The organism is Nonomuraea sp. NPDC052116, from assembly GCF_040680035.1.
Classification (GTDB): domain Bacteria; phylum Actinomycetota; class Actinomycetes; order Streptosporangiales; family Streptosporangiaceae; genus Nonomuraea; species Nonomuraea angiospora_A.
Genome location: NZ_JBFAWA010000005.1, coordinates 111,884 through 136,067, shown reverse-complemented (window position 1 = coordinate 136,067; position 24,184 = coordinate 111,884). Strand labels below are relative to the sequence as shown.

Genomic DNA, 24,184 nt, shown 5'->3' with positions numbered 1-24,184 from the left:
CTCAGGCCCGGACCACCGCCACCAGCGGGGCGAGCTCGGGCAGCTCAGCCGCCTCGTCGAGCACTTCCTTCAGTACGCCGTCGTGCGTGGGACGGGCCCGCTCCAGCAGCTCGAACCCGGCCTGCGTGACCTCCGAGTAGATCCCGCGCCTGTCGTCCTCGCACAGGTAACGCTTGAGCAGGCCGCGGTTCTCCAGGCGCGTCACCAGCCTGGTCGTGGCGCTCTGGCTGAGCACGACGGCCCTGGCGAGCTGCTGCATCCGCATGTGCCAGCCGTCCTGGCGGGCCAGCACGTCCAGCACTGTGTATTCGCTCACACTGAGCGAGTGCTCCTTCTGGAGTGATTTCTCCAGCCTGTCCTCGATTTTCGCGTGCAGCGCCGCGAGGGTGCGCCAGCCCTGGGCGCGCGCCTCCACGGCGTCATCGGCTAGGGGCATGTGACAGCCTCCTCGACATCCTTGTATGTTCAGTTAGTCGGCGTGTGCAAATAATGTCCACGCTTACTAACGTCGTCTGAGGAGTAGTCTATGCCTCTTGCCCTGTTCGCCCTCGCGATCAGCGCCTTCGGCATCGGGACCACGGAGTTCATCATCAACGGGCTGCTGCCCGAGGTGGCGGCCGACTTCCACGTGACCATCCCGGCCGCCGGCCTGCTCGTGTCCGGCTACGCGCTGGGTGTGGCGGTCGGCGGGCCGCCGCTGACCATGCTCGGCGGGCGCCTGTCGCGCAAGACCATGCTGTTGTCGCTGATGGTGCTGTTCATCGCCGGGAACCTGCTGTCGGCGCTGGCGCCCTCGTACGCGGTGCTGATGATCGGCCGTTTCCTGTCGGCCTTCGCGCACGGCGCGTACTTCGGGGTCGGCTCCGTGGTGGCCGCCGACCTGGTGGCGCCGAAGAAGCGGGCCAGCGCCATCGCCATGATGTTCACCGGCCTCACGCTCGCCAACGTCCTGGGCGTGCCCCTGGGCACCTGGATCGGTCAGGCGTTCGGCTGGCGGGCCACGTTCTGGGTCGTGGTGGCGATCGGCGTGGCCGGTCTCGCCGGCGTCGTCGCCCTCGTCCCCCGGCAGCCGCGTCCGACCGGGAGCGTCGTGCGGGAGTTGGCGACGTTCCGCAAGGCCGGCGTCTGGCTGGCCCTCGGGATGACCGTCTTCGGCTTCGCCCCGGTCTTCGCCGTCATCACGTTCATCGCGCCCATCATGACCGGCGTGGGCGGCTTCTCGCCCGGCGCCGTGCCCGTGGTCATGGCCCTGTTCGGGGTCGGCCTCGTGGCGGGCAACCTGATCGGCGGCAAGCTCGCCGACCGCGCGGTCATGCCCAGCATCTACGGCTCGGTCGCCCTGCTCACCCTGCTGGCCGTGGCGGTGGCCCTGGTGTCGGGCAGCCAGGTGGCCTTCGTGATCACCATCACGCTGTTCGGCGTGGCCGCCTTCGCCACGGTCCCGCCCCTGCAGACCCGCGTCCTGGACGCCGCCGCCGGCGCTCCCACGCTGGCCTCGGCGGCCAACATCGGGGCCTTCAACCTGGGCAACGCGATCGGCTCCTTCGCGGCCGGCCTCACCATCGACGCCGGCTTCGGCTACACCGCCCCGGCCTGGACCGCGGCCCTGCTGGGCCTGGCGGGGCTGGCCGTGGCGGGGGCGGCGGGCCTCCAGGCCCGCCGCCTGGTGCCCGCCACCTAGACGGCGCGGGACTCGTGGGCGATCAGCCACTCCTTGACCGGTACGCCGTAGTAGTAGCCGCCATAGCCTCCGCCGCTGGGCAGCACCCGGTGGCAGGGGACGAACGGCGCGATGAGGTTCTGCGCGCAGGCCGAGCCGGCCGCCCGGGCGGCCGTCCTGGGCATGCCGGCCCGCTCGGCCAGCTCCGCGTACGAGACCGTGGTCCCCGCCTTGACCTCGCGCAACGTGGCGTGGAGCCGCTTGCGGGTGGCCGTACCCGGCTGGGAGACCTGGACGGCGTCCAAAGCGTCCAGATCCCCGGCCAGGTACGCCCGGACCGCCTCGGAGGCGGCCCCGAGGTCGTCCACGACCTCGAGGCCCTCCGACTGCAGCTCGGGCGTGAGGCGCACGAACATCTCCGTCGGGTCGGCGGTGAAGCCGGCCGCCACCACGACCCCCTCGCGGGACAGCAGGGACAGCGGCCCCACCGGGGCCGGGATGAGCTGGGCAGCGATCATGATGAGCTCCAAAGGTGCAGGGCGGCGTAGGCCCGCCAGGGCCGCCACCGCTCGATGTGGTCGTCGGGGATGCCCAGGCAGGCCATGCGCTTCTTGAGCACGAGGTCGCCCGTGGGCCACGCGTCCGGGTCGCGCAGCGCCCGGAGCGCGATGTAGCTGGCCGTCCACGGGCCGATGCCCGGGACTTCGAGCAGGTCCGACACCGCCTCGGCGGGGTCCTGGCCGCCGTCGAGGTCCAGGCGGCCCTCCACCAGGTGGCCGGCCAGGTGCCTGAGCGTGTCGATCCGGCGGTTGGTCAGGCCCACGCCGGTCAGGTCCGTCTCCAGGAGTTCGGCGGGGGTGGGGAAGAGGGGGCCGGGGGCCTTGGCGACGATGCGGCCGAGGAGGGTGCGGGCGCCGGCCACCGAGATCTGCTGGCCCACCACCGCGCGTACGGCCAGCTCGAAGCCGTCGAACGTGCCCGGCACCCGCAGCCCCGGACGGGCCGTCACCAGGGGCCCGAGCGAGGTCTGCTCCAGGATCTCCGAGATGGCGGAGGGGTCGGCGTCGAGGTCGAGGAGGCGGCGGCAGCGCGCCACGACGCGGGCGAGCTGCCGCGTGTCGTCCATCACGACGTCCAGGGCTATGTGGTCCTGTCGTGGTGTGAGCGTGATCGTCCCACCTGGTACGGCTCGCTCATACGATGTCCGGTCCGCCACCTCCAGCCCCGGAATGGCGCGGGCCGCCAGGAACGCGAAGACCCCCTCCACGTCGTACGGCTCGCGCCGGTGCAGCCGCAGCCGCAGCGTCGCGTCGCAGACCCGCGGGCCCGCCGTGGCCCGCAGCTCGCTGGGCGTGAAGCCGTACGTCTCCCGCATCGTCGCGTTGAACTGCCGCACGCTCCCGAACCCCGCCGCGAACGCCACCTCCGTGACCGGCAGCCCCGTCTCCGTCAGCAACTGCTTGGCCAGCAGCAGCCGCTTGGTCCGCGCCACCGCCAGCGGCCCGACGCCCAGCTCGGCCACGAACAGCCGGTGCAGGTGCCGCTCGGTGATGTGCAGCCGCTGGGCCAGCCCGCCCACGCCCCGCTCGTCCGCCGCGCCGTCGTCGATCAGCCGCAGCGCCCGGCCGACCAGGTCGCCGCGCACGTCCCAGCCCGGGTCGCCGGGAGAGAGCTCCGGACGGCACCGCTTGCACGGCCGGAACCCCGCGGCCTCGGCCGAGGCCGCGTGCCGGTAGAAGCGCACGTTCCTGGAGGACGGCGTACGCGCCGGACAGATCGGACGGCAGTAGATGCGCGTCGTCGTCACCGCCGTGTAGAACCGCCCGTCGAACCGGGCGTCCCTGGCTGAGACGGCCCGGTAGCAGGAGTCGAAGTCGAGCTGGAGTGGTGACATGCCTCCGACACTAGGCGCTCCCCGAGGGCGCTGACTGGCGGAAATCGGACGTGAGCGTCGAACGGCAGGTCAGCAGGCCGAGCCGGGTGACCTGCGGAAATCGGACACCCGGCGCACGGCTACTTCGACGAGACGCCCACTCCCAGGTCGAACTCCCGGTAGACCCGCGCCCAGAACCCGTCACGCAGCCACACCCGGGCCTCCGGGTAGGGCCGCAGCGAGTGGCCGAGCTCCTTCTCCGCCTCGATCAGCAGCTCGGTGTCGATCACGGTCGGCAGGATGGGCCCCGGCAGCAGGTCGCGGATGTTGTCGCGGCCACGGGTGAGGATCCACTTCTGTGCCACGTGCTCGCCCACGTCCTCCACGCGCGGGCGGCTCGGCCCGAGCTTGGCCACCTGGCCCGGCTTGGCGTGCGGCTTGACCGGCGTGCGCCCGGCGAAGACCTGGGCGGGCGACGGGGCCGCGGCCGGCGGAGTGACCGGTACGGGCTGGGGAGCACGGCTGAAAAAGGGCCTCAGGAAATCAGCGGAGATCACTTCCACGGTGTCGGACTCCCACACCAGGCGCTCGGCCTGGTTGGTGCCGTACGGCGGCTCGACGCCCCACAGGTGGATCCGCACTCCGTACGCCTGCGCCGCCTCGACCGCCGGAACCATGTCCTCATCGCCTGCCAGCAGGATGGTGTCGGTGACCGCATGATGTCGGGCCAGCGCCTCCAGATCGCTCCTGATCTGCGCGTCCACGCCCTTCTGCTGGCCACGGGCGTTCAGGTTGCCAAGCCGCACCTTGACCCACGGGAGCTGGGCGATGACCCGCTGGTCGACGGTGGGCACTCGGTCACGGGCGGCGTCATACCAATAGATCCGCAGAAGTTCGCCGGAAGTACGTTCCTCTGCATGTTTCTGTAGACTCTGGATGAGTTCATCGGCGGCCACCCGATATTCCTTGCGTTCCTTCGCACCGAGCAGCACTTCACCCGCCGCCGCGTACAGATAACCGACATCCACCAGGACGGCGTACTTGGCTGCCACAGGATGCGGCATGAGGTCTGGGATGGCCATGTCGTCCTCCAGGCCGCGGTGTTAGTTGATCGGCTGACTATATACGCCTACTTTCTCTAGATAGTCCCAACTCCCGGGGAACTTGACACCCGATTCTCAGGATCTATCTAGGGTAGAGCGCTCATCCGCCATGCCGACTTCCCTGGGACGACAGGCTTACGCATACCTCTGGCTGGGTTTCGCCACCTTTGCCGACGCGGCTCCGGAGACGCCTCGGGTTCGGCGTGCGAGCTCTGCCGCGCGACGAGAGCGGCCACCAACGCCGCGATCTCCTCGGGCGTGGCGTCCCCCCGGACAATTCGCAGCTCTGGCGTCATAGCGGGATGTTCCCATGCTTCTTCGGCGGGAGCGTCGCCCGCTTGTTCCTGAGGGCCCGCAGCGCCCTGACGACCTGAACCCGGGTCTCGGAGGGCCGGATCACCGCGTCCACATAGCCGCGCTCGGCCGCGATGTACGGATTGGCCAGCGTGTCCTCGTACTCGGTGACGAGCCGGGCGCGCTCGGCCTCGGGGTCGTCGGAGGCGGCGAGTTCGCGCCGGTAGAGGATGTTGACCGCGCCCTGTGCTCCCATGACCGCGATCTGGGCCGTCGGCCAGGCCAGATTGACGTCCGCGCCGAGGTGCTTGGAGCCCATGACGTCGTACGCGCCGCCGTACGCCTTGCGCGTGATCACCGTGATCAGCGGCACGGTGGCCTCGGCGTAGGCGTAGAGGAGCTTGGCGCCCCGCCGGATGATTCCGTTCCATTCCTGATCGGTTCCTGGGAGGAATCCCGGCACATCCACAAATGTCAGTATCGGAATATTAAAGGCATCACATGTTCGAATAAATCGGGCGGCCTTCTCCGATGCGTTGATATCCAGACATCCGGCGAAATGCATGGGCTGGTTGGCCACGACCCCGACCGGCTGGCCGTCCACCCGGCCGTACCCGACCACGATGTTCGGCGCGAACAGCGCGTGGACCTCCAGGAACTCCCCGTCGTCCAGCACGTGCTCGATGACCCGGTGCATGTCGTACGGCTGGTTGGCCGAGTCGGGGATCAGCCCGTCGAGCTCCGGATCGGGCTCCAGGTCGGTGGCGGCCTCGAAGGCGGGGGCCTCGTCCAGGTTGTTCGACGGCAGGTACGACAGCAGCGCCTTGACGTACTCCAGCGCGTCGTCCTCGTCGGTGGCCTGGTAGTGGGCCACGCCCGACTTCGTGTTGTGCGTGTGCGCCCCGCCGAGCTCCTCGAACGTGACCTCCTCGCCCGTCACCGTCTTGATGACGTCGGGCCCGGTGATGAACATCTGGGACGTCTGATCCACCATCACCACGAAGTCGGTCAGCGCGGGGGAGTAGACGTGCCCGCCGGCCGCGGCTCCCATGATGAGCGAGATCTGCGGGATCACGCCGGACGCGTGCACGTTGCGCTTGAAGATCTCCGCGTAGAGGCCGAGCGCGACCACGCCTTCCTGGATGCGCGCGCCGCCGCCCTCGTTGATGCCGATGATCGGGCACCCGGTCTTGATCGCCAGGTCGAGCACCTTGACGATCTTCTCGCCGTACACCTCGCCGAGCGAGCCGCCGAACACCGTCACGTCCTGCGAGAACACGCACACCTGCCGGCCGTCGACCGTGCCGTGCCCGGTGATGACGCCGTCGCCGTACGGCCGCCGCTTCTCCAGCCCGAACATCGTCGACCGATGCCTGGCGAACTCGTCGAACTCCACGAACGAGCCCTCGTCCAGCAGCGCGAGCACCCGCTCCCTGGCGGTCATCTTGCCCTTGGCGTGCTGCTTGTCCACGGCCTCCGCGGAGCCCGCGTGCGCGGCCTCGTCGAGCCGCCGCTCCAGGTCGGCGATCTTCCCGGCGGTGGTGTGAATGTCCGGCCTGTCCGGCGACTCCTCGGCAGCAGTGCTCATGCGCGCAAGGCTAGTCCTTCCTCCTAGAGTGGATCCATGACGGATGCGGTTCGCACGCACGGGCTGTTCAAGCGCTACGGGCCGCAGGTCGCGGTGGCGGGCGTCGATCTGGTGGTGCCGTCGGGGAGCTTCGCGGGCCTGGTCGGGCCCAACGGCGCGGGCAAGACCACCACGCTCAGCATGATCACCGGGCTGCTCCGGCCCGACGGCGGCACGGCCGAGGTCGACGGGTTCCACGTGTGGCGCGACCCCGTGGAGGTCAAGACGCGCATCGGGGTGCTGCCGGAAGGGCTGCGGCTGTTCGAGCGGCTGTCGGGCCGCGAGCTGCTCCTCTACAACGGCCGGCTGCGCGGCATCCCCAAGGCCGACGTCGAGCAGCGCGCGGGCGAGCTGCTGGCCGTGATGGACCTGACCGACGCCGCCGACAAGCTCGTCATCGACTACTCCACCGGCATGCGCAAGAAGATCGGCCTGGCCGCCGCGCTGCTGCACAACCCGTCCGTGCTCTTCCTGGACGAGCCGTTCGAAGGCGTCGACCCGGTCAGCGCCAACACGCTCACCGACGTGCTCCGGCGCTTCACGGCGTCCGGCTCGACGGTGATCTTCTCCAGTCACGTGATGGACCTGGTCGAGCGGCTGTGCGACTGGGTGTCGGTGATGAGCGCGGGCCACATCGTGGCGCAGGGCCCGCTGGCGGACGTACGCGGCGGACGCAGCCTCAACCAGGTGTTCCTGGAGCTGGTCGGCGGATCGCGCGACAACGGCGAGGGCCTCACCTGGCTCGGCGCCAACCCCAGGTGACACCCGAGGAGTCCCGTTGACCACCGTGGCCCTGTTCGCGCAGCTCAAGCTCCGGCTGCTGGCCGGAAACCTGCGCGGAGACCTCCAGCGCAAGCTCGGCTTCGTCTTCACCCTGCTCATCGCCACCGGCCTGGCCGTGCTCGGCTTCTTCCTGATGAGCCTGCTCCGGCTGGCGCCCCACGACATCGCCGCCGACCTGGTGATCATCGCGTTCACGTCCTTCCTGATCGGCTGGATGATCGTGCCGCTGATGGCGTTCGGCCTGGACGACACGCTCGACCCGGCGAAGCTGTCGCTCCTGCCGCTGCGCACCGGGCAGCTCGCGGTCGGCATGTTCACCGCGTCCGTGACCGGGGTCTGGCCGCTCGCCATGCTGATCGTCACGGCCGGCGCGCTGGTGGGGGTGGCGTCGGGCGTCGGCGGCGTGCTGCTCGGGGTGCCGGCCGTGCTGCTGCAGTTCGCGCTGTGCGTGGTGACGTCGCGGCTGATCACCACCTCGCTCTCCAGCGCGCTGCGCACCCGGCGGGGCCGTGACGTGCTGGCCGTGGCCGCGCTGCTGGTGGTGGTGCTCGCGCAGCTGCCCAACCTCGTGATGAACCGCGGCCTCGGCGACCCCGAGGCCATGCTGCGCCAGCTGGCGGGCGTGCTCAGGTGGACGCCGCCGGGCATGGCGGCGCACGCGATGGCCGACGGCGGCCTGGCCGGGCTGGCCGAGCTGGCGCTGGTGGCCGTGATCGTGGTGGCGCTGGGCTGGTTGTGGATCAAGGCGCTGGGCCGGGCCCTGGTGACGCCCGACGTCTCCACCCAGGCCGCGTCCGTGCGCAAGGAGAGCGGCCTGGTCGACAGGTTCCTGCCGGACGGGCCGCTGGCGGCCGTGGTGACGAAGGAGCTGAAGTACATCCGGCGGGAGCCCAGGTTCCGCGTCGGCTGGTTCAGCGCGGTCGTGGTCACCGCCGTGCTGGCGTTCTCGCTGAGCAGGAACACGGGTGGCGCGGAGGGCGTGCCGATCGTGCTCACCTGCGTCGGCGCCCTGATGATCGCGCTGCAGTCGGGCAACGCGTTCGGCATCGACGGCCGCTCGTTGTGGATGAACGCCGTGGTGTTCGGCTCCGAGCGCGGGCTGGCCACCGACCTGGCCGGGCGTCACCTGGCCAACGCGCTGATCGCCGTGCCGCTGCTCACCGTGATCGCGGTGGCCACCGGCCTGTTCACCGGCCATCCCGGCATGATCGTCCCGGCGGCGCTGGCCGGGTGGGGCGCGCTCGGCGTCGGGCTCGGCGTCGGGTCGGTGACCAGCGTGGTGGTCCCGTACACCGTGCCCGAACGGATGAACGCCTTCAGCGGCTCCGCGCCCGGGCAGGGCGGCCAGGCGTTCGCCTCCGCCATGGGGGCCACGCTCGGCATCGCGCTGCTGTCGCTGCCGTTCGTGGTGCCGCTGGCGTTCGGCTGGTTCTGGGTGTGCGCGGTGGCGCCGTTCTACGGGGTGCTGGCGGAGACGCTCGGCAGGCGCCTGGCCGCCAGGATCGGATTCGCCCGGATGCCGGAGCTGCTGGGGGCCGTTTCCAAAGGTAGTTGAATGGTCTAGTCCAATGGGCGAGACCGGTCTACGGCTTCCCTGAGCGACTCGATACCCTTCGAAGCATGATTGACCAGGGGCTCGAGCGTCGCAGCGCCGCCGTTACCGAGATGCCGGACGAGCTACGCCACGATGTGCGGCTGCTCGGCAAACTGCTCGGCCAGGTGCTCGCCGAACAGGGTGGCGAAGACCTGCTGGCCGACGTCGAACGGCTGCGCAAGGCAGTCATCGCAGCACGTAAGGGCGAGGTCTCGGCCGATGAGATCACCGCCATGGTCGCCGAATGGGAGATCGAGCGGGCCGTTGCGGTCGCCCGCGCGTTCACCTGCTATTTCCACCTGGCCAACCTGGCCGAGGAACATTACCGGATCCGCACACTACGCGAGCGGGACGCCGAGGGCAGGGTCCAGCGGGAGTCGCTGGCCCAGGCCGTACAGGAACTGGGCCACGAGCGGGTCACCGAGCTGCTGGAGGGCCTGGAGCTGCACCCGGTGCTGACCGCCCACCCCACCGAGGCACGCAGGCGCGCGGTCGTCACCGCCATCCAGCGCATCAGCGGCCAGCTCACCGAGTACAACACGCCCGGCCGCGGCGCCAGCGAGCGCGCCGAGAACAAGCGCCGCATGCTGGAGGAGATCGACCTCCTGTGGCGCACGGCCCAGCTCCGCTCGACCAAGCTCGACCCGCTCGACGAGGTGCGCACCGCGATGGCCGCCTTCGACGAGACGCTGTTCCGCATGGTGCCGCAGGTCTACCGCTCGCTGGACGCCGCGCTCGACGAGCGCACCGGCACGCGCCCGCCGCAGGCCAGGCCGTTCATCCGGTACGGCAGCTGGATCGGCGGCGACCGCGACGGCAACCCCAACGTCACGGCCAGGGTCACCCGCGAGACCATCCAGATCCAGTCCGAGCACGTGCTGACGGCCCTGGAGACCGCCTGCACGCGCATCGCCCGCACGTTGACCTCCTCCGTCCAGCTCGCCGCCCCCTCGCCCGCGCTCAAGTCGGCGCTGGCCGAGGCCGTGGACGCCTACCCCGACGTGGTCTCCGAGCTGGCCACCCGCTCGCCGCGCGAGCCGCACCGGCAGTGGCTGCTGTTCGTGGCCGCGCGCATCGCCGCGACCCACCGACGTGACCTCGACCTGGCCTACCGCGCGCCGGCCGAGCTGCTGGACGACCTGCGCGTGGCGCAGGAGTCGCTGGCCGCCTCGGCGCCGCGGCAGGCGTACGGGGAGCTGCAGCACCTCATCTGGCAGGTCGAGACGTTCGGCTTCCACCTGGCCGAGCTGGAGGTGCGCCAGCACTCCCAGGTGCACGCGGCCGCCCTGGAGGAGATCAGGGCCGGCGGCGAGCTGTCGGAGCGCACCGAGGAGGTGCTGGCCACGATCCGGGTGATCGCCTGGATCCAGGAGCGCTTCGGGGTCACGGCCTGCTCCCGCTACGTGGTCTCCTTCACCCGCTCGGCCGACGACATCGCGGCCGTCTACGAGCTGGCCAGGCACGCGCTCGGCGAGCGGGCGCCGGTGCTCGACGTCGTGCCGCTGTTCGAGTCGGGCCAGGACCTGGCCAATTCGCCGGACGTGCTGACCGGGATGCTCGAGATCCCGGCGATGCGGGCGCGCCTGGAGACCACCGGGCGGCGCATGGAGATCATGCTGGGCTACTCCGACTCGGCCAAGGAGCTCGGCCCCGCGGCCGCCACGCTCCGGCTCTACGAGGCGCAGGAGGAGCTGACGGCCTGGGCGGCCAAGCACGACGTCAAGCTGCGGATGTTCCACGGTCGTGGCGGCGCGCTGGGCCGTGGTGGCGGCCCGGCCAACCGCGCGGTGCTGGCCCAGGCGCCGGGCTCGGTCGCCGGCCGGTTCAAGGTCACCGAGCAGGGTGAGGTCATCTTCGCCCGCTACGGCCACATCGCGATCGCCCGCCGCCACCTGGAGCAGGTGGCCAACGCCGTGCTGATGGCCTCCTCGCCCACGGTCGGCGCCCGCACCGCGGCCGCCGCCGAGCGCTTCCGGGGCCTGGCCGAGCAGGTGGCCACGGCGTCGGAGCAGGCGTACCGCGCGCTGACCGAGGCGCCGGGCTTCCCCGAGTGGTTCGGCCTGGTCAGCCCGCTGGAGGAGATCGGCACGCTGCGCCTGGGCTCGCGCCCGGCGCGCCGCGGGCTCGGCGCGCCGCGCTCGCTCGACGACCTGCGGGCGATCCCGTGGGTGTTCGCGTGGGCGCAGACGCGGGTCAACCTGCCCGGCTGGTACGGCCTCGGCACCGGCCTGGCCTCGGTCGGCTCCCTGGAGGAGCTGCGGGCGGCCTACGCGGAGTGGCCGCTGTTCAACGCGATGCTGGACAACGCCGAGATGTCGCTGGCCAAGACCGACCGCTCGATCGCCAAGCGCTACCTGGCGCTGGGCGGCCGGGAGGACTTCGCCCAGCAGGTGCTGGAGGAGTACGACCGGACCCGCGACCTGGTGCTGCGGGTCACCGGCCACACGCGGCTGCTGGAGAACCGGAAGGTGCTCTCGCGCGCCGTCCAGCTCCGCGACCCGTACGTGGACGCGCTCTCGCACCTCCAGCTGCGGGCCCTGCGCGCGCTGCGCACCGGCAACCCGTCGGAGCAGGAGCGCGAACGCCTGTCCACGCTCCTGCTCCTGTCGGTCAACGGCGTCGCCGCCGGCCTGCAGAACACCGGCTGATCCGGCGGTCTAGCGGAGGCCCTCGAAGAAGGCGGCGACGTCGGAGGTGAGGGCCTCCGTCGCGGTGTGCGCGGTGTAGTGGCCGTGCGCCGGGGCCGGCAGCGTCTTCCAGGAGACGATGTTGGCGTGGTCGCGCTCGGCGAAGCGGCGGATGGACGTGAAGTCGCCCTCGGCCATCGCCAGCGCGGTCGGCACGGTGGTGGGCTCCTTGGGCTGCTCCGCGCGGGCGTTCTCCCAGTACTGCCGGATGGCCGAGCCGGCGGTCCCGGTGAACCAGTAGATCGCGGCGCTGGTGAGCACGAAGTCGTCGTCCAGGTCCTCGTCGAAGAGCTGGGCGAGCCAGCCCAGGAGCCCGGCGGGGGAGTCGGCGAGGGCGTGGGCGAGGGTCTGCGGCTGCTGCGAGTGCAGCACGTTGAAAGCGCCCTTCTCCTTCCAGAACCAGTCGAGCACGGCCAGCCCGGCCTGGTCCTCCTCGCTCAGCCCGGCGAACTCGGCCGGGTCGCCGGAGGGGAAGGAGAACAGCTGCGTGACGTGCACGCCCACGACGTGGTCCGGGTCGATCCTGCCGACCTCGGGCGAGATCATCGAGCCGCCGTCGTTGCCGACCGCGCCGTAGCGGGTGTAGCCGAGGCGGGCCATCAGCTCGGCCCACGCCCTGGCGATGCGCTGGTTGTTCCAGCCCAGCTCGACGGTGGGGCCGGAGAAGCCGTAGCCGGGGACCGACGGGATGACCAGGTGGAAGTGGCGCGACAGGGGCTCGATGGCGTCGAGGTACTCGGCGATCGAGCCGGGCCAGCCGTGGGTGAGGATCAGCGCCAGGGCGTCGGGGTTGTCGTTGCGCACGTGGATGAAGTGGATGTTCTGGCCGTCGATCTCGGTGGTGAACTGCGGGTGGGCGTTGAGCCTGGCCTCCTGCGCGCGCCAGTCGAAGCCGTCCCGCCAGTAGCCGACCAGGCGCTTGACCCGCTCGACGCTGACGCCCTGGTCGACGCCGGGGATCTCGTGGGTGAAGCGGGTCAGGGCGAGGCGGGCCTGGAGGTCGTCGAGGTCGGCCTGGGAGATCTCGACGCGGAAGGGGCTGATGCTCATGGAAGGCTCCCGGAACATGCGGAACGGTTTGTTCTGTTCCAGAATAGCAGAACGGAATGATTCATTCCACTAGAATCCGCTCCGATCCCGCATAGACGTTGCAGCGCTCTCCGCGCAGGAACCCCACGAGCGTGATGCCGAACTCCCTGGCCAGCTCCACCGCGAGCGACGACGGCGCCGAGACCGCGCACACCGCCGGGATCCCGGCGGCCAGCGCCTTCTGCATGATCTCGTAGCTGGTCCGCCCGCTGACCATGAGCACGTGCTCGGCCAGCGGCAGCCGCTCGTTCAGCCCCGCCCAGCCGACCAGCTTGTCCACCGCGTTGTGGCGGCCCACGTCCTCCCGCACCGCCACCAGTGTGCCCGTGGCCGAGAACAGCCCGGCCGCGTGCAGGCTGCCGGTCTTGCCGAACCCGCCCTGGGCGGCGCGCAACGCGTCCGGCAGCCCGTACAGGAGCTCGGGGGTGAGGTCGAGCCGGCCCCTGGGGACCGGCTTGCAGCGGTCGTGCAGCGCCTCCAGGCTGGCCGAGCCGCAGACGCCGCACGCGCTGGAGGTGAGGAAGTGGCGATCCAGCGCGGGCAGGTCGGGGATGGGGCCGCGCAGGCGCACGGTCACCGTGTTGTAGCGGGCCTCGGGTGGGAGGTCCTCGTCGGTGCAGTACGCGATGGCGGCGATGTCACCGGGACCGGCCAGGCCCTCGCCGTGCAGGAACCCGGCGGCCAGCTCGAAGTCGTGCCCGGGGGTGCGCATGGTGATGGCCATGGTCTTGCGTGTGCCGTCGGCCGCGGTGAGCCGGATCTCCAGCGGCTCCTCGGTGGCCAGGTAGTCGCGCCGCTCCCTGGTGGTGGAGCCGGACAGCTCCATGATCCTGACGCGCGTGGTGGGCCCCGGACGCGTGCTCACAGCGGCCGCACGGTGACGAGGGCGTTGTAGTCGGGGATCCGCGCGTCCGGGGAGCGGCGGGACTCGTCCAGCAGGACGTTGCCCTCGGGCCAGTGGATCTGCAGGTTGCCCGGCATGAGCGGGGCCCGCAGGATCTTGCCGCGGTAGGTGCGCTCGCCCGAGCGCAGCTCGACCGGGGCGCCGTCGGGCAGGCCCAGGCGGTCGGCGTCGTACTCGCTCATCAGCACGGCCTCGCGCATCGCGCCGTTGAAGCCGTCGCGGCGCTCGTGGACCATGCTGTTGAACTGCTTGCCGCGCCTGGTGGCCACCATGAACGCGCCGTCGGGGCGCTTCAGCGCCGGAGGCCGGACGACGCTGAAGCGGCCCAGCCCGTCGGGGGTCTGGAAGCGGCCGTCGGCGAACAGGTGGCGGCCGCCGTACTGGACGTTGTCGCCGAACTTCCGCAGGTCCGCGATGCCGCGGTAGAAGGGGACGGCGCGCTCGATCTCGGCCCGGATCTGCGGAGTGCCACTGAAGGCGATTTTTGACGAAATTTCGGGGTTTGTGCGGGCGGCCAGCTCCGTGAAGATCTTCCACTCCGGCCACGCCTCGCCGATGCGCGGCCCCTCGACCTCGGGAGAGAAGATGATCCGGCGCTCGGTGGAGGTCTCGGTCACGCCGCCGACCATCTCGTAGCGGGTCTGCGCGGGCAGCAGCAGCACGTCGCCCTCACTCGGCACCAGCATCTGCGACGACAGCACGATGTCGATGTGCACCCGCAGCCGCAGCCGCGACAGCGCCTCGCGGCAGTAGGCCGGGTCGGGCAGGACCTCCAGGAAGTTGCCGCCGCTCGACACCAGCGCGTCGAGCTCGCCGCGGTGGGCCGCGTCGATCATGTCGGTCGCGGTCAGACCGGGCGTGGTCGGGACCTCGAACCCCCACATCTCCGTAAATTTCGCGGCATTCTCTGGCGTGATCGGCAGCCCGCCGGGCAGGCCGGTCGCGTACGCGCCCATCTCGGCCCCGCCCTGCACGCCGCTGTGCCCCCGGATCGGCATCAGCCCGCACTTGTCGCGCCCGACGAAGCCCCTGGCCAGCGCCAGGTTCACGATCGAGCGGACGTTGTCCTCGCCGTAGGCGTGCTGCGTGATGCCCATCGACCACACCAGCACCGCCGACCTGGCCTCGCCCAGCAGCGTGGCCAGGCGGAGCATGTCGTCGCGGGAGGCCCCGGACAGCGCCTCCAACTCCTCCCACGTCTGCCCCGCGAGCTCCCGGCGCAGCTCCTCGAAGCCCGTGGTCCGCTGGTCGACGAACTCCTTGTCCACCCAGTCGTTCTCGATCAGGTGCTTGAGCACGCCGTTGAGGAAGCCGATGTCGCCGCCCACGTTCACGCCGAAGAACTCGTCGGTGATCTTCGTGCCGAACACGGCGGACTCGGCGTTCGACGGCACCCAGTACTTGTCCATGCCGGGCTCGCGGTAGGCGTTGACCATCGCGATCCGGGTGCCGGCCTTCTTGGCGTGGTAGAGGTACTTCATCGCGACCGGCTGGTTGTTCGACGGGTTGGAGCCGATGAAGACGATCAGGTCGGAGCCGATCCAGTCGGTGTACGAGCAGGTCGTGGCCGCCGCGCCGATGGTCTGCTTGAGTGCGACCGTGGACGGCGAGTGGCAGATCCTGGCGGCGTTGTCGACGCTGTTGGTGCCGAGCGCGCGTACGGCCTTCTGGGCCGCGTAGTAGTTCTCGTTCGGCACGCCGCGGCTGGTCAGGTAGGCGCCGAAGCGCGCGTCCCGCAGGCCGTCAGCGGCCACGCGCAGCGCCTCGTCCCAGGAGATCCGGGTGAAGCCCGGCTCGCCCGCGCGGCGCAGCATGGGGTACGGCAGCCGCCCCAGCTCGCGGAGCTCGGCGCTCTTCTTGCCGACGAGTCCAGAAATATCCCGCAAAAGTGTGATGTCCAGGGCGGGCATCGTGTTCAGCGGCAGCAGCCGCAGCCTGATGTTGCACAGATGGATCTCGTCCATCGTCCAATCCCTCATGCCTTGGGTGCCCAGCGCGCACCCGTCACACGTGCCCTGGTTGAGTATCCGCCACGCGTAACCCCGGTTGCCCTTGACCGACCTGAACGCCTTCCACAGCTCCAGGTAGTTGTTCGGCTTGCGCAGCCCGATGCCGAACGGTCGCCAGGAGGCCCAGTTACGCGGATCCAGGAGCTTGCTCATGTCTCCATCTTCCTCCTGGCTGCAAAGATAGAGGGATGCCCGACTCGCGTTACTCCGACCTCGACCGGCCGCCGCTCTCCGAGGCGGCGCTCAACCGCGCGCTGGTCCGCCCCGGCTCCCTGTGGACCGGCATCACCGTCGTGGAGAGCACCGGCTCCACCAACGCCGACCTCGCCGAGGCCGCCCACGCCGGAGCCCCGGAGGGGACGGTGCTGGTGGCGGAGTCGCAGCTGGCGGGCCGCGGCCGGCTGGGCCGCACCTGGACGGCGCCGCCGCGCTCGGGCCTGACGTTCTCGATCCTCCTCAAACCGGACGTGCCGGCCACCGCGCAGGGCTGGCTGACGCTCCTGTACGGCGTCGCCACCGCCTCCGCCCTGCGCCGCCTGGCCGAGGTGGACGTACGCGTGAAGTGGCCCAACGACCTGCTGATCGGCGAGCGCAAGCTGGCCGGGATCCTGGCCGAGCGGGCGGAGAGCGGCGTCGTCATCGGCATGGGCCTGAACGTGTCGCTCAGGCCGGAGGAGCTGCCCGTCGAGACGGCCACGTCGCTGGGCATCGAGGAGGCGGCCTGCCTCGACCGCGACCCGCTGCTCAGGGCCGTGCTCAGGGAGGTCGAGAGCCACTACAGGGAGTGGACCGACGCGAAGGGCGACGCCGAGGCGTGCGGGCTGCGCCCGGCGTACCTGGCGGCCAGCGCCACGGTCGGTCGGCGGGTCAGGGTGGAGCTGCCGGGCCGGCAGGCGGTCACCGGGACGGCCACGGGGATCGACCAGTTCGGGCACCTGCAGGTGGAGTCGGAGGGGGAGCGCTACACGCTGAGCGCGGGCGACGTGGTGCACGTCCGCCCGGCGGACCGACCTGATCCGCCGGGAGCGTAGCCGCCGCGGCGGCGATGGTGGCACGATTTGGCCATGACCCTTCCCGACCATCATCTGACGCAGGGTGAGCGGCGCATCCGGTCCTTCCATCCCCATTGGAAGCGACTCGTGCTCCCCTTCCTCGCGCTGGTTCTCATCGTCGTCGCCGCGGGCGCGGCGATGTTCTTAATCCCCGGCGGCTGGGAGTACGCGTTCTACGCCAGGATCGCCGTCGTCGTCATCGGCCTCATCCTGCTGACGATCTGGTCGCTTGTCCCCTACCTGCGGTGGGTCAACACCGGCTACGTGCTCACCACCCACCGCTTCACGATCAGCACCGGCGTGCTCAACAAGTCGACCGACGAGATCCCGATCACCAAGGTCAACACGGTCAGCTCCGACCAGACGTTCTTCGAGCGCCTGCTCGGCTGCGGCACGCTGACCGTCGAGTCCGCGGGGGACCGGGGCGAGATCGTGCTGCGTGACATCCCCAAGATCCAGGACGTCCGCACCGACCTGTTCAGGCTCGTCGAGGACGCCTCCGACGGCGAGGTCGACGGCCAGTGACCGCGTGAGCCGTCCCCCCAGCCGGCCGACCGCCGAAGAGATCGAACGCCTGCTCGTCGGCTCGCCGGCCCGCTTCACGAAAGAGCAGGTCACGGCCAAGGCCGGGGTGTCGCAGGAGCTGGCCGAGCGCATCTGGCGGGCGCTCGGGTTCGCGCAGCGGGCCGACGGCGCCGTGGCGTTCACCGACGCCGACGTGGCGGCGCTGCGCCGGGTGCGCCGGATGCTCGACGGCGGCCTGCTCGACGAGCAGACCGTCATCCGCATGGCCCGCGCGCTCGGCCAGACCACGGCCAGGCTGGCGCAGTGGCAGGCCGAGATCATGATCGGCGCGATGCTGCCGCCGGAGCCCTCGGAGGACGACCTGGCCAAGGTGCTCGGGGCGGCGCAGGAGCTGATGCCCGACTTCGAGCAGGTGCTGGTCCACGTCTGGCGGGCCCAGCTCGCCGCCGCCGGCACCCGGCTGCTGGCCATCGCCGACGGCAGCGACGAGCTGGTGCCGACCCGGGTGGCGATGGCGGTGGGGTTCGCGGACCTGGTCTCGTTCACCAGGCGCAGCCGCGAGCTCGACGAGAAGGAGCTGGCCGAGCTGGTCGAGGGGTTCGAGGCGCGGGCCTCCGACGTGGTGGCCTCCCACGGCGCCCGGCTGGTCAAGACGCTGGGCGACGAGGTGCTGTTCACCGCCCCGAGTCCGGCCCAGGCCGCGGGGATCGCGCTCGACCTGGTCGAGTCGGGCGTCGAGCTGCGCGTGGGCCTGGCGTACGGGCCGGTCCTGCCCACCATGGGCGACGTCTTCGGCACCACCGTCAACCTGGCCGCCCGGCTCACCGCCATCGCCCGGCCGGGCACGATCCTGGTCGATTCCGCGCTGGCCGAAGGGCTGGAGGGGTTCGCTCTGCACAAGATCAGGCGCCGGCCCGCGAGAGGGCTCGGCGTGGTCCAGCCCTATCTCTTGCGGAGATCATCCTCCTGACACAAGATGGCTGGCATGCCGTACGAAGTGCAGGGCGTCGTCGCCCGGGCCAAGGGTCAGGAAGTTTCGCTCGAGACGGTCGTGGTGCCGGACCCAGGTCCCGGCGAGGCGGTCGTCAACGTGCAGGCCTGCGGGGTCTGCCACACCGACCTGCACTATCGCGAGGGCGGGATCAACGACGACTTCCCGTTCCTGCTCGGCCACGAGGCCGCGGGCGTCGTCGAGGCGGTCGGCCCGGGTGTCACCGAGGTCGAGCCCGGTGACTTCGTGATCCTCAACTGGCGCGCGGTGTGCGGCCAGTGCCGCGCGTGCCTGCGCGGCCGCCCGTGGTACTGCTTCGCCACCCACAACGCCACCCAGAAGATGACGCTCAAGGATGGCACGGTGCTGTCGCCCGCGCTGGGCATCGGCGCGTTCCTGGAGAAGACGCTGGTCGCCGCGGGCCAGTGCACCAAGGTCTCCGCCGAGGCGCCCGCGCAGGTCGCGGGCCTGCTGGGCTGCGGCGTCATGGCGGGCATCGGCGCCGCGATCAACACCGGCGGCGTGGCGCGCGGCGACTCGGTCGCCGTCATCGGCTGCGGCGGCGTCGGCGACGCCGCGATCCTGGGCGCCTCGCTGGCCGGGGCCGCGAAGGTCATCGCCGTTGACGTGGACGACCGCAAGCTGGGCTGGGCGCGCGACTTCGGCGCCACCCACACCGTCAACTCCCGCGAGAGCGACCCGGTCGAGGCGATCCGCGATCTGACCGGCGGCTTCGGCGCCGACGTGGTTATCGAGGCGGTGGGCCGCCCCGAGACGTACAAGCAGGCCTTCTACGCCCGCGACCTGGCCGGCACGGTCGTGCTGGTCGGCGTCCCCACGCCGGACATGACGCTGGAGCTGCCGTTCCTCGACGTCTTCGGGCGCGGCGGCGCGCTGAAGTCCTCCTGGTACGGCGACTGCCTGCCCTCGCGCGACTTCCCGATGCTCATCGACCTGTTCCTGCAGAACCGGCTGCCGCTCGACAAGTTCGTCTCGGAGACGATCGGGATCGGGCAGGTCGAGGAGGCGTTCGCGAAGATGCACCGCGGCGAGGTGCTGCGTTCGGTGGTGACGTTCTAGATGATCGACAGGGTCATCACCTCGGGCACGTTCTCGCTGGACGGCGGCACCTGGGACGTCGACAACAACGTCTGGCTGGTCGGCGACGCCCGCGAGGTCGTCGTCATCGACGCCGCCCACGACGCCGCGACGATCGCCGAGCGGGTGGGCGGGCGCACGGTCAAGGCCATCGTCTGCACGCATGCCCACAACGACCACATCAACGCCGCCAAGCCCCTCGCCGACCGCACCGGGGCGCCCATCCGGCTGCACCCCGCCGACCAGGTGCTGTGGGAGCAGCAGTACGGGGCCACGGCCTCGTACGAGCCGCTGGCCGACGGCGAGAAGATCGAGGTCGGCGGCATCGCGCTGGAGGTCGTCCACACCCCCGGCCACGCGCCCGGCGCGGTCTGCCTGTACGCCCCCGACCTCGGCGCCCTGTTCAGCGGCGACACGCTCTTCAAGGGCGGTCCGGGGGCGACCGGCCGGTCCTACAGCTCGTTCGACACGATCATCGACTCGATCGGGGAGCGGCTGCTGACCCTGCCGCCGGAGACCGTCGTGCACACGGGACACGGCGACTCCACCACGATCGGCGCGGAGGCGCCCCACCTGGAGGAATGGATCACCCGAGGTGGATAGCGTGATGTGGCCGACCTAACATAGGCAAGCCTTACCGAAGTGAGGTAGCTTAGGTGTGCCTAACCTAAAGGTGCCCCCACTTCGCTTGAGAGGCCTGTCCCCGGATGTACGTGTGCATTTGTCGTGCTGTGACCGAAAACGAGGTGCACGACTGCATCGCCTCCGGGGCCAAGAGCGCGAAGCAGATTCGCGACACCACTGGTGCCGGTGGTGACTGTGCCCGATGTGTACGGAAGATCTGTGCAATCCTGAAACGGTCTGAAGAACTGACGACCGCATAGCGAGGGGCCCGTTTCATGCAGGGCGACAAGCAGATCATCGAGCTGCTCAACGAGCAGCTGACCGCCGAGCTCACCGCCATCAACCAGTATTTCCTGCACGCCAAGATGCAGGAGAACTGGGGCTACACGAAACTCGCCGAGCACACCCGTGCGGAGTCGATCGACGAGATGCGCCACGCGGAGCGTCTGACCGATCGCATCCTCTTCCTGGAGGGCCTGCCCAACTATCAACGCCTGGGCACCCTGCACATCGGCCAGACCGTGGAGGAGCAGCTCAGGGCGGACCTCGAGGTCGAGCTCTCGGTCGTGCAGCGCCTGCGCCCGGCGATCGCGCTCATGCGCGAGAAGGGCGACGTCACCTCGGCCCGGATTTTCGAGGAGATCCTGGAGGACGAGGAGGAGCACATCGACTATCTGGAGACGGAGCTCAGCCTCATCCGCAGCCTGGGCGAGCAGCTCTACCTGGCCCGCTACGCCGAACCGCCCTCGTCCGACGACTGAGCGGCCCAGTGGCGGCCCAGTAGCGGCTCTGTGGCACCGCAGGCGCCCCGTCCCCGGACGGGGCGCCTTCCCCTTACCTCCAGAGCCACGCCTGCTCTCCCGTGTCCCTGCACGTCCACTGGATGATCCACTTACCCTTCTTGCGCTCGCCCTTGCCGACCGCCAGGCACAGGCCGCTGGCCCGGTTGCGCAGGCGCTGCATGTCGTCGTAGATCCACTCCTGCTCGATCCCGCCGTCCGTGCACGGCCACTGGATCGCGTACTTGCCCTTGACCTGGGAGCCGCGCGCGATCGCCAGGCACATGCCGGTCTTGGCGTTGACGAGCTTGCGTCCCTTGTAGATCCACTGCTGGTCCTTGTTGTCGGAGCAGGTCCACTGGATGACCTTCTTGCCGGCCTTGACCTCGCTCTTGCCCACGGCCAGGCAGAGGTCGGTGGCGCCGTTCATCAGCCGCCCGCTGGCCCCCGCCGAGGCGGGAGCGGCGGCCAGGGACAGCGCCAGGGCGGCGGTGGCGGCGACGGCGAACAATCTGGTGGGGGTGGCGTCCACGTCAGTGACCCTTTCCGTTGAGGTATTGATCACTGAGACGCGCGCGATTCCCGTTTTGTTGTGATCGGATCCCTTATGGGGTCAGCCCTGGGGCGAGCAGTCGGCGACGGTGGTCTCGGAGAGGACGTCCTCGTACACGCCGACCTTGTAGGTGATGAGGTCCAGGCAGCGGTTGAGATCGCTCATCTGGCGCAGCACGCGCTCCCGGTGCTCCAGCATGATGGTGAGGCGCTCCGCCTCGTTCCCGGTCCCGTTCCTGACGAGGTCGGTGTACTCCCGGATGGCGGGCAACGGCATCCCCGAGGCGCGCAGGATGATGCACGTGGTCAGCCAGTGCGCGTCCGCGTCGCTGTAGATCCGCCGCCCGCCCGGCCCGCGGCGCACGGGGTTGAGCAGGAGGCCCTCACGCTCGTAGAAGCGCAGCGTGTGCACGCTCAGCCCGGTGAGTTCGGCGAGCCGGCCGATGCTGATCTCCGATGACATGCCGCCCAGGATACGAGCCGGCTCTAGCTCCCCAGGATGGTGTAGGCCGTCCCGGCCTGGGCGTCCCAGCTCAGCGTGTCCCCGGAGCGCCGCGCGTCGCCGGGCGCTTGGCAGCGTCCGGCCAGGTCCGTCCGTACCGTGATCGGGCCCGAGCGCCCCACGTGCAGCGTGATCCGCTCGGCGGCGCCGTCCTGCCACGAGACGTCCACCGTCACGTCGCCCCGGGCGCGCAGCCCGCGCACCGACCCCGTGGGCCAGGCGGAGGGCAGAGCGGGCAGTACGTGGATCTCGCCGTGCTGGCTCTGCACCAGCATTTCCGCCATGCCGGCGGAGGCCCCGAAATTTCCGTCGATCTGGAACGGCGGGTGTGTGTCCCACAGATTGTCCAGCGTGGACGTCCTCAGCTGCTCGCTCAGCATCCGGTGCGCGTGATCCCCGTCGAGCAGCCGAGCCCAGAAGTTGATCTTCCACGCCTTGCTCCACCCGGTGCCGCCGTCCCCGCGGGCGGTCAGCGACACCTTGGCCGCCTCGCCCTCGTGGCTGCCCGCGGCGATCTGCCGCCCGGGATGCAGGCCGAACAGGTGGGACACGTGCCGATGCGTGTTCTCCGGGTCGTCCCGGTCGGCCTTCCACTCCTGGAGCTGCCCCCAGGACCCGATCCGCAGCCCCGGGTCCAGCTTCGCCAGCGCGGCGCGTACCCGCTCGCCGAACTCGGTGTCGCCCAAGAGGTCCGCGGCCTCCGCCACGTTCGTGAACAGGTCCCGGACGATCTGCTGGGACATCGACGCCCCGGCCGAGAAGTCCCCGTGCTCGGGGGAGTAACTGGGCGAGACGACCAGCGTCCCGTCACGGGGGTCGGTGCGCAGGGTGTCCAGCCAGAACTCGGCCGCCCCCTTCATCACCGGATAGGCGGTCTCGCGGAGATACCCCGCGTCCGCGCTGAAGCGATAGCGGTCGTAGAGCTGCTGCGTGAGCCAGGCCCCGGCCTCCGGGAACCAGAACGACGTGGCCCAGTCGTGCACGCCGGTGAAGCCGAACGGGTTCGTCTCGTTGTGCACCAGCCACCCGCGCGCCCCGAACATCTCCCGCGCCGTGATCTCACCCGGCTTCACCAGGCCCGCGACATAGTCGACGTACGGCTGCGCCGTCTCGGCCAGGTTCGTCTGGTCGGCGAGCCAGTAGTTCATCTGCAGGTTGATGTTGACGTGGTAGTCGCCGGCCCAGGGCGGGGTGGTGGAGTGGTTCCAGACGCCCTGCAGGTTCGCGGGCAGCGATCCGGCCCGCGAAGAGGCGATCAGCAGATAGCGGCCGTAGGAGAAGAAGAGGGCTTCGAGCGCGCGATCGTCGGCGGAGGCGCCCCCGGTGTAGGCCGCCCGGAGCCGGTCCGTCGGGACCGACGGCGTCCGCCGGCCGAGGTCCAGCCGTACGCGGTCGAACAGCTCCCCGTGGTCGGCCTGGTGGGCGCGGCGCAGGGCCTCGTACCCCTGGGCCACCGCCTGGTCCACGGCGGCGGTGACGGCCGCGTGCGGGTCCTGTCCGCGGTAGTCCGGATGGGCGGGGGCGTAGTCGGTGCCGGCGGACAGCACGAACACGGCGCTGTCGGCCCCGGTGACCGTGATCCGGTCGCTCCCATCCGTACGGCTGCCGCCCTCCGTGACCACCCGCACCTGGGCCTCGAACACCATCCCGTTGTCCGCGAGCCGCCCGCGGACCGTCAGCCGCCCGTCCGAGACGCTGACCCGCCCGTCCTCGTGCGGCGACGACACCCGGAGCGTGAACGACACCTGGCCCGCCCGATCGGCCGTGACCCGCCCGGCGATCACGTTCCCGGGGTGGCTGGCGAAGTACTCGCGCGAGTGCCGCACCCCGTCCGCCGTGTACGTCACCCTGGCCACGGCCTCGCTCAGGCTCAGCTCCCGGCGGTAGCCGGCGGGAGAGCCCGGCCGCGCGGCCAGGTCCAGCCAGAGGTCGCCGAAGGGCTGGTACGCGCCGAAGCCCGACTTCGGCTGCCCCAGCGCGGCCGCCACCTCCTCCGGCGCCATCCGCCCGTCGCGATCCAGCGCCTCCTGGACCTCGGCGAGCGCGTCCGGCCGGGGAGCGGTCCAGTCGCCGAAGTCGTATCCCTCCCGCGATCCCGGGCCGCCCGTCCACAGGCTCTTCTCGTTGAACTGGAGCCGCTCGGTGTCCGTCCCGCCGAACACCATCGCCCCGAGCGCGCCGTTCCCGATGGGTAACGCCTGCGTCTCCCAGTCGGTGGCCGGCCGGTCGTACCAGAGGGTCAGATCAGTCACGGGGGACAACGTTAACAACATTATTTCTTCCGGACGGCAGACGGCCGGGGGCGCCATTGCTTTCGTTTCTCGGTAATCGCGGTAATTTAATCCCGACTAACCGATATTTAGCCGCGTTTGCCCAGGTCAATGGATAGGTCAACTGCGAGTCAAACCGCGCGCTGTGCCCGGGAAACGATCGCTTAA

At 70.5% G+C, this 24,184-nt stretch carries 23 protein-coding genes; 11 read left to right on the top strand and 12 right to left on the bottom strand.

Annotated elements, in window-relative coordinates; translation table 11 throughout:
• Position 1: 1 nt before the first annotated feature.
• Positions 2-436 (bottom strand): MarR family transcriptional regulator, encoded by a 435-nt coding sequence (locus AB0L65_RS10920; RefSeq protein WP_350728317.1) that lies wholly within the window; start codon positions 434-436, stop codon positions 2-4.
• A gap of 90 nt (positions 437-526) precedes the next feature.
• Between AB0L65_RS10920 and AB0L65_RS10915 the strand changes: the two genes are divergently transcribed.
• Positions 527-1,681 carry an MFS transporter gene (locus AB0L65_RS10915; RefSeq protein WP_364243144.1) on the top strand — a complete coding sequence of 385 codons (1,155 nt, stop codon included), beginning with the start codon at positions 527-529 and terminating at the stop codon, positions 1,679-1,681.
• Here AB0L65_RS10915 and AB0L65_RS10910 read toward each other — a convergent pair.
• The 5 genes from AB0L65_RS10910 to AB0L65_RS10890 form a co-directional block, all read right to left on the bottom strand.
• A complete protein-coding gene (locus AB0L65_RS10910) occupies positions 1,678-2,178 on the bottom strand; it encodes a methylated-DNA--[protein]-cysteine S-methyltransferase (protein ID WP_364243142.1) in 501 nt (166 codons plus the stop codon). The genes AB0L65_RS10915 and AB0L65_RS10910 overlap by 4 nt on opposite strands.
• On the bottom strand, positions 2,175-3,554 hold the full coding sequence (locus AB0L65_RS10905; RefSeq protein WP_364243139.1) for a DNA-3-methyladenine glycosylase 2 family protein: 1,380 nt from the start codon (positions 3,552-3,554) through the stop codon (positions 2,175-2,177). Before AB0L65_RS10905 ends, AB0L65_RS10910 begins: the two co-directional genes overlap by 4 nt.
• A gap of 119 nt (positions 3,555-3,673) precedes the next feature.
• Positions 3,674-4,615, bottom strand: a complete 942-nt coding sequence (locus AB0L65_RS10900; protein WP_192790143.1) for an NYN domain-containing protein — start codon at positions 4,613-4,615, stop codon at positions 3,674-3,676.
• A 107-nt stretch (positions 4,616-4,722) separates the two neighbouring features.
• A complete protein-coding gene (locus AB0L65_RS10895) occupies positions 4,723-4,932 on the bottom strand; it encodes an acyl-CoA carboxylase subunit epsilon (RefSeq protein WP_364243135.1) in 210 nt (69 codons plus the stop codon).
• Complete coding sequence (locus AB0L65_RS10890; protein ID WP_364243132.1) at positions 4,929-6,518, bottom strand: acyl-CoA carboxylase subunit beta; 1,590 nt, start codon at positions 6,516-6,518, stop codon at positions 4,929-4,931. The genes AB0L65_RS10895 and AB0L65_RS10890 overlap by 4 nt, the downstream gene beginning before the upstream one ends.
• Before the next feature lie 36 nt (positions 6,519-6,554).
• On the opposite strand from AB0L65_RS10890, the gene AB0L65_RS10885 reads away from it, so the two are divergent.
• The 3 genes from AB0L65_RS10885 to AB0L65_RS10875 all read left to right on the top strand — a co-directional run bounded on the left by AB0L65_RS10885 (position 6,555) and on the right by AB0L65_RS10875 (position 11,582).
• Positions 6,555-7,319, top strand: coding sequence for an ABC transporter ATP-binding protein (locus AB0L65_RS10885; protein WP_364243129.1), 765 nt, complete (start codon positions 6,555-6,557; stop codon positions 7,317-7,319).
• 25 nt (positions 7,320-7,344) lie between these two features.
• Positions 7,345-8,895, top strand: a complete 1,551-nt coding sequence (locus AB0L65_RS10880) for a hypothetical protein (RefSeq protein WP_364243797.1) — start codon at positions 7,345-7,347, stop codon at positions 8,893-8,895.
• 65 nt (positions 8,896-8,960) lie between these two features.
• Positions 8,961-11,582: a phosphoenolpyruvate carboxylase gene (locus tag AB0L65_RS10875; protein WP_364243126.1), complete on the top strand. Its 2,622-nt coding sequence runs from the start codon at positions 8,961-8,963 to the stop codon at positions 11,580-11,582.
• A gap of 9 nt (positions 11,583-11,591) precedes the next feature.
• Here AB0L65_RS10875 and AB0L65_RS10870 read toward each other — a convergent pair whose 3' ends face one another.
• The 3 genes from AB0L65_RS10870 to AB0L65_RS10860 form a co-directional block, all read right to left on the bottom strand.
• Entirely contained in the window at positions 11,592-12,671 is a 1,080-nt protein-coding gene (locus tag AB0L65_RS10870) for an epoxide hydrolase family protein (protein WP_364243123.1), read from the bottom strand.
• Positions 12,672-12,732: 61 nt separating this feature from the next.
• Positions 12,733-13,575: a formate dehydrogenase accessory sulfurtransferase FdhD gene (fdhD, locus tag AB0L65_RS10865; protein WP_364243121.1), complete on the bottom strand. Its 843-nt coding sequence runs from the start codon at positions 13,573-13,575 to the stop codon at positions 12,733-12,735.
• Positions 13,572-15,776 carry an FdhF/YdeP family oxidoreductase gene (locus AB0L65_RS10860; protein ID WP_364243118.1) on the bottom strand — a complete coding sequence of 735 codons (2,205 nt, stop codon included), beginning with the start codon at positions 15,774-15,776 and terminating at the stop codon, positions 13,572-13,574. Before AB0L65_RS10860 ends, fdhD begins: the two co-directional genes overlap by 4 nt.
• 35 nt (positions 15,777-15,811) lie before the next feature.
• Between AB0L65_RS10860 and AB0L65_RS10855 the strand changes: the two genes are divergently transcribed.
• The 7 genes from AB0L65_RS10855 to bfr all read left to right on the top strand — a co-directional run bounded on the left by AB0L65_RS10855 (position 15,812) and on the right by bfr (position 20,674).
• Complete coding sequence (locus AB0L65_RS10855; RefSeq protein WP_364243115.1) at positions 15,812-16,654, top strand: biotin--[acetyl-CoA-carboxylase] ligase; 843 nt, start codon at positions 15,812-15,814, stop codon at positions 16,652-16,654.
• Positions 16,655-16,687: 33 nt separating this feature from the next.
• Complete coding sequence (locus AB0L65_RS10850; RefSeq protein WP_364243112.1) at positions 16,688-17,200, top strand: PH domain-containing protein; 513 nt, start codon at positions 16,688-16,690, stop codon at positions 17,198-17,200.
• A gap of 4 nt (positions 17,201-17,204) precedes the next feature.
• Positions 17,205-18,170: an adenylate cyclase regulatory domain-containing protein gene (locus tag AB0L65_RS10845; protein ID WP_364243109.1), complete on the top strand. Its 966-nt coding sequence runs from the start codon at positions 17,205-17,207 to the stop codon at positions 18,168-18,170.
• Between the two features lie 15 nt (positions 18,171-18,185).
• Entirely contained in the window at positions 18,186-19,271 is a 1,086-nt protein-coding gene (locus AB0L65_RS10840; protein ID WP_350728332.1) for an S-(hydroxymethyl)mycothiol dehydrogenase, read from the top strand.
• Positions 19,272-19,892 carry an MBL fold metallo-hydrolase gene (locus tag AB0L65_RS10835; RefSeq protein WP_364243106.1) on the top strand — a complete coding sequence of 207 codons (621 nt, stop codon included), beginning with the start codon at positions 19,272-19,274 and terminating at the stop codon, positions 19,890-19,892.
• Between the two features lie 104 nt (positions 19,893-19,996).
• The gene (locus AB0L65_RS10830; protein ID WP_138669932.1) at positions 19,997-20,173 is read left to right on the top strand and encodes a (2Fe-2S)-binding protein; all 177 of its coding nucleotides are present in this window, start codon (positions 19,997-19,999) and stop codon (positions 20,171-20,173) included.
• A 15-nt stretch (positions 20,174-20,188) separates the two neighbouring features.
• Positions 20,189-20,674 carry a bacterioferritin gene (bfr, locus tag AB0L65_RS10825; RefSeq protein WP_355190676.1) on the top strand — a complete coding sequence of 162 codons (486 nt, stop codon included), beginning with the start codon at positions 20,189-20,191 and terminating at the stop codon, positions 20,672-20,674.
• A 73-nt stretch (positions 20,675-20,747) separates the two neighbouring features.
• Here bfr and AB0L65_RS10820 read toward each other — a convergent pair whose 3' ends face one another.
• The 3 genes from AB0L65_RS10820 to AB0L65_RS10810 all read right to left on the bottom strand — a co-directional run bounded on the left by AB0L65_RS10820 (position 20,748) and on the right by AB0L65_RS10810 (position 23,998).
• Positions 20,748-21,224, bottom strand: coding sequence for an RICIN domain-containing protein (locus tag AB0L65_RS10820; RefSeq protein WP_350728334.1), 477 nt, complete (start codon positions 21,222-21,224; stop codon positions 20,748-20,750).
• A gap of 81 nt (positions 21,225-21,305) precedes the next feature.
• Entirely contained in the window at positions 21,306-21,707 is a 402-nt protein-coding gene (locus tag AB0L65_RS10815) for a MerR family transcriptional regulator (RefSeq protein ID WP_364243103.1), read from the bottom strand.
• Between the two features lie 23 nt (positions 21,708-21,730).
• Entirely contained in the window at positions 21,731-23,998 is a 2,268-nt protein-coding gene (locus AB0L65_RS10810; protein WP_364243100.1) for a glycoside hydrolase family 95 protein, read from the bottom strand.
• Positions 23,999-24,184: the final 186 nt, after the last annotated feature.

Excerpts from the sequence above, each read along its gene's own strand:
- AB0L65_RS10900 (WP_192790143.1), bottom strand. The coding sequence starts at position 4,615 with ATGGCCATCCCAGACCTCATGCCGCATCCTGTGGCAGCCAAGTACGCC.
- AB0L65_RS10815 (WP_364243103.1), bottom strand. The coding sequence starts at position 21,707 with ATGTCATCGGAGATCAGCATCGGCCGGCTCGCCGAACTCACCGGGCTG.
- AB0L65_RS10840 (WP_350728332.1), top strand. The coding sequence starts at position 18,186 with ATGCCGTACGAAGTGCAGGGCGTCGTCGCCCGGGCCAAGGGTCAGGAA.
- AB0L65_RS10920 (WP_350728317.1), bottom strand. The coding sequence starts at position 436 with ATGCCCCTAGCCGATGACGCCGTGGAGGCGCGCGCCCAGGGCTGGCGC.
- AB0L65_RS10870 (WP_364243123.1), bottom strand. The coding sequence starts at position 12,671 with ATGAGCATCAGCCCCTTCCGCGTCGAGATCTCCCAGGCCGACCTCGAC.
- AB0L65_RS10895 (WP_364243135.1), bottom strand. The coding sequence starts at position 4,932 with ATGACGCCAGAGCTGCGAATTGTCCGGGGGGACGCCACGCCCGAGGAG.
- AB0L65_RS10875 (WP_364243126.1), top strand. The coding sequence starts at position 8,961 with ATGATTGACCAGGGGCTCGAGCGTCGCAGCGCCGCCGTTACCGAGATG.
- AB0L65_RS10855 (WP_364243115.1), top strand. The coding sequence starts at position 15,812 with ATGCCCGACTCGCGTTACTCCGACCTCGACCGGCCGCCGCTCTCCGAG.
- AB0L65_RS10885 (WP_364243129.1), top strand. The coding sequence starts at position 6,555 with ATGACGGATGCGGTTCGCACGCACGGGCTGTTCAAGCGCTACGGGCCG.
- AB0L65_RS10910 (WP_364243142.1), bottom strand. The coding sequence starts at position 2,178 with ATGATCGCTGCCCAGCTCATCCCGGCCCCGGTGGGGCCGCTGTCCCTG.
- AB0L65_RS10860 (WP_364243118.1), bottom strand. The coding sequence starts at position 15,776 with ATGAGCAAGCTCCTGGATCCGCGTAACTGGGCCTCCTGGCGACCGTTC.
- bfr (WP_355190676.1), top strand. The coding sequence starts at position 20,189 with ATGCAGGGCGACAAGCAGATCATCGAGCTGCTCAACGAGCAGCTGACC.
- AB0L65_RS10850 (WP_364243112.1), top strand. The coding sequence starts at position 16,688 with ATGACCCTTCCCGACCATCATCTGACGCAGGGTGAGCGGCGCATCCGG.
- AB0L65_RS10830 (WP_138669932.1), top strand. The coding sequence starts at position 19,997 with ATGTACGTGTGCATTTGTCGTGCTGTGACCGAAAACGAGGTGCACGAC.
- AB0L65_RS10835 (WP_364243106.1), top strand. The coding sequence starts at position 19,272 with ATGATCGACAGGGTCATCACCTCGGGCACGTTCTCGCTGGACGGCGGC.
- AB0L65_RS10905 (WP_364243139.1), bottom strand. The coding sequence starts at position 3,554 with ATGTCACCACTCCAGCTCGACTTCGACTCCTGCTACCGGGCCGTCTCA.
- AB0L65_RS10890 (WP_364243132.1), bottom strand. The coding sequence starts at position 6,518 with ATGAGCACTGCTGCCGAGGAGTCGCCGGACAGGCCGGACATTCACACC.
- AB0L65_RS10915 (WP_364243144.1), top strand. The coding sequence starts at position 527 with ATGCCTCTTGCCCTGTTCGCCCTCGCGATCAGCGCCTTCGGCATCGGG.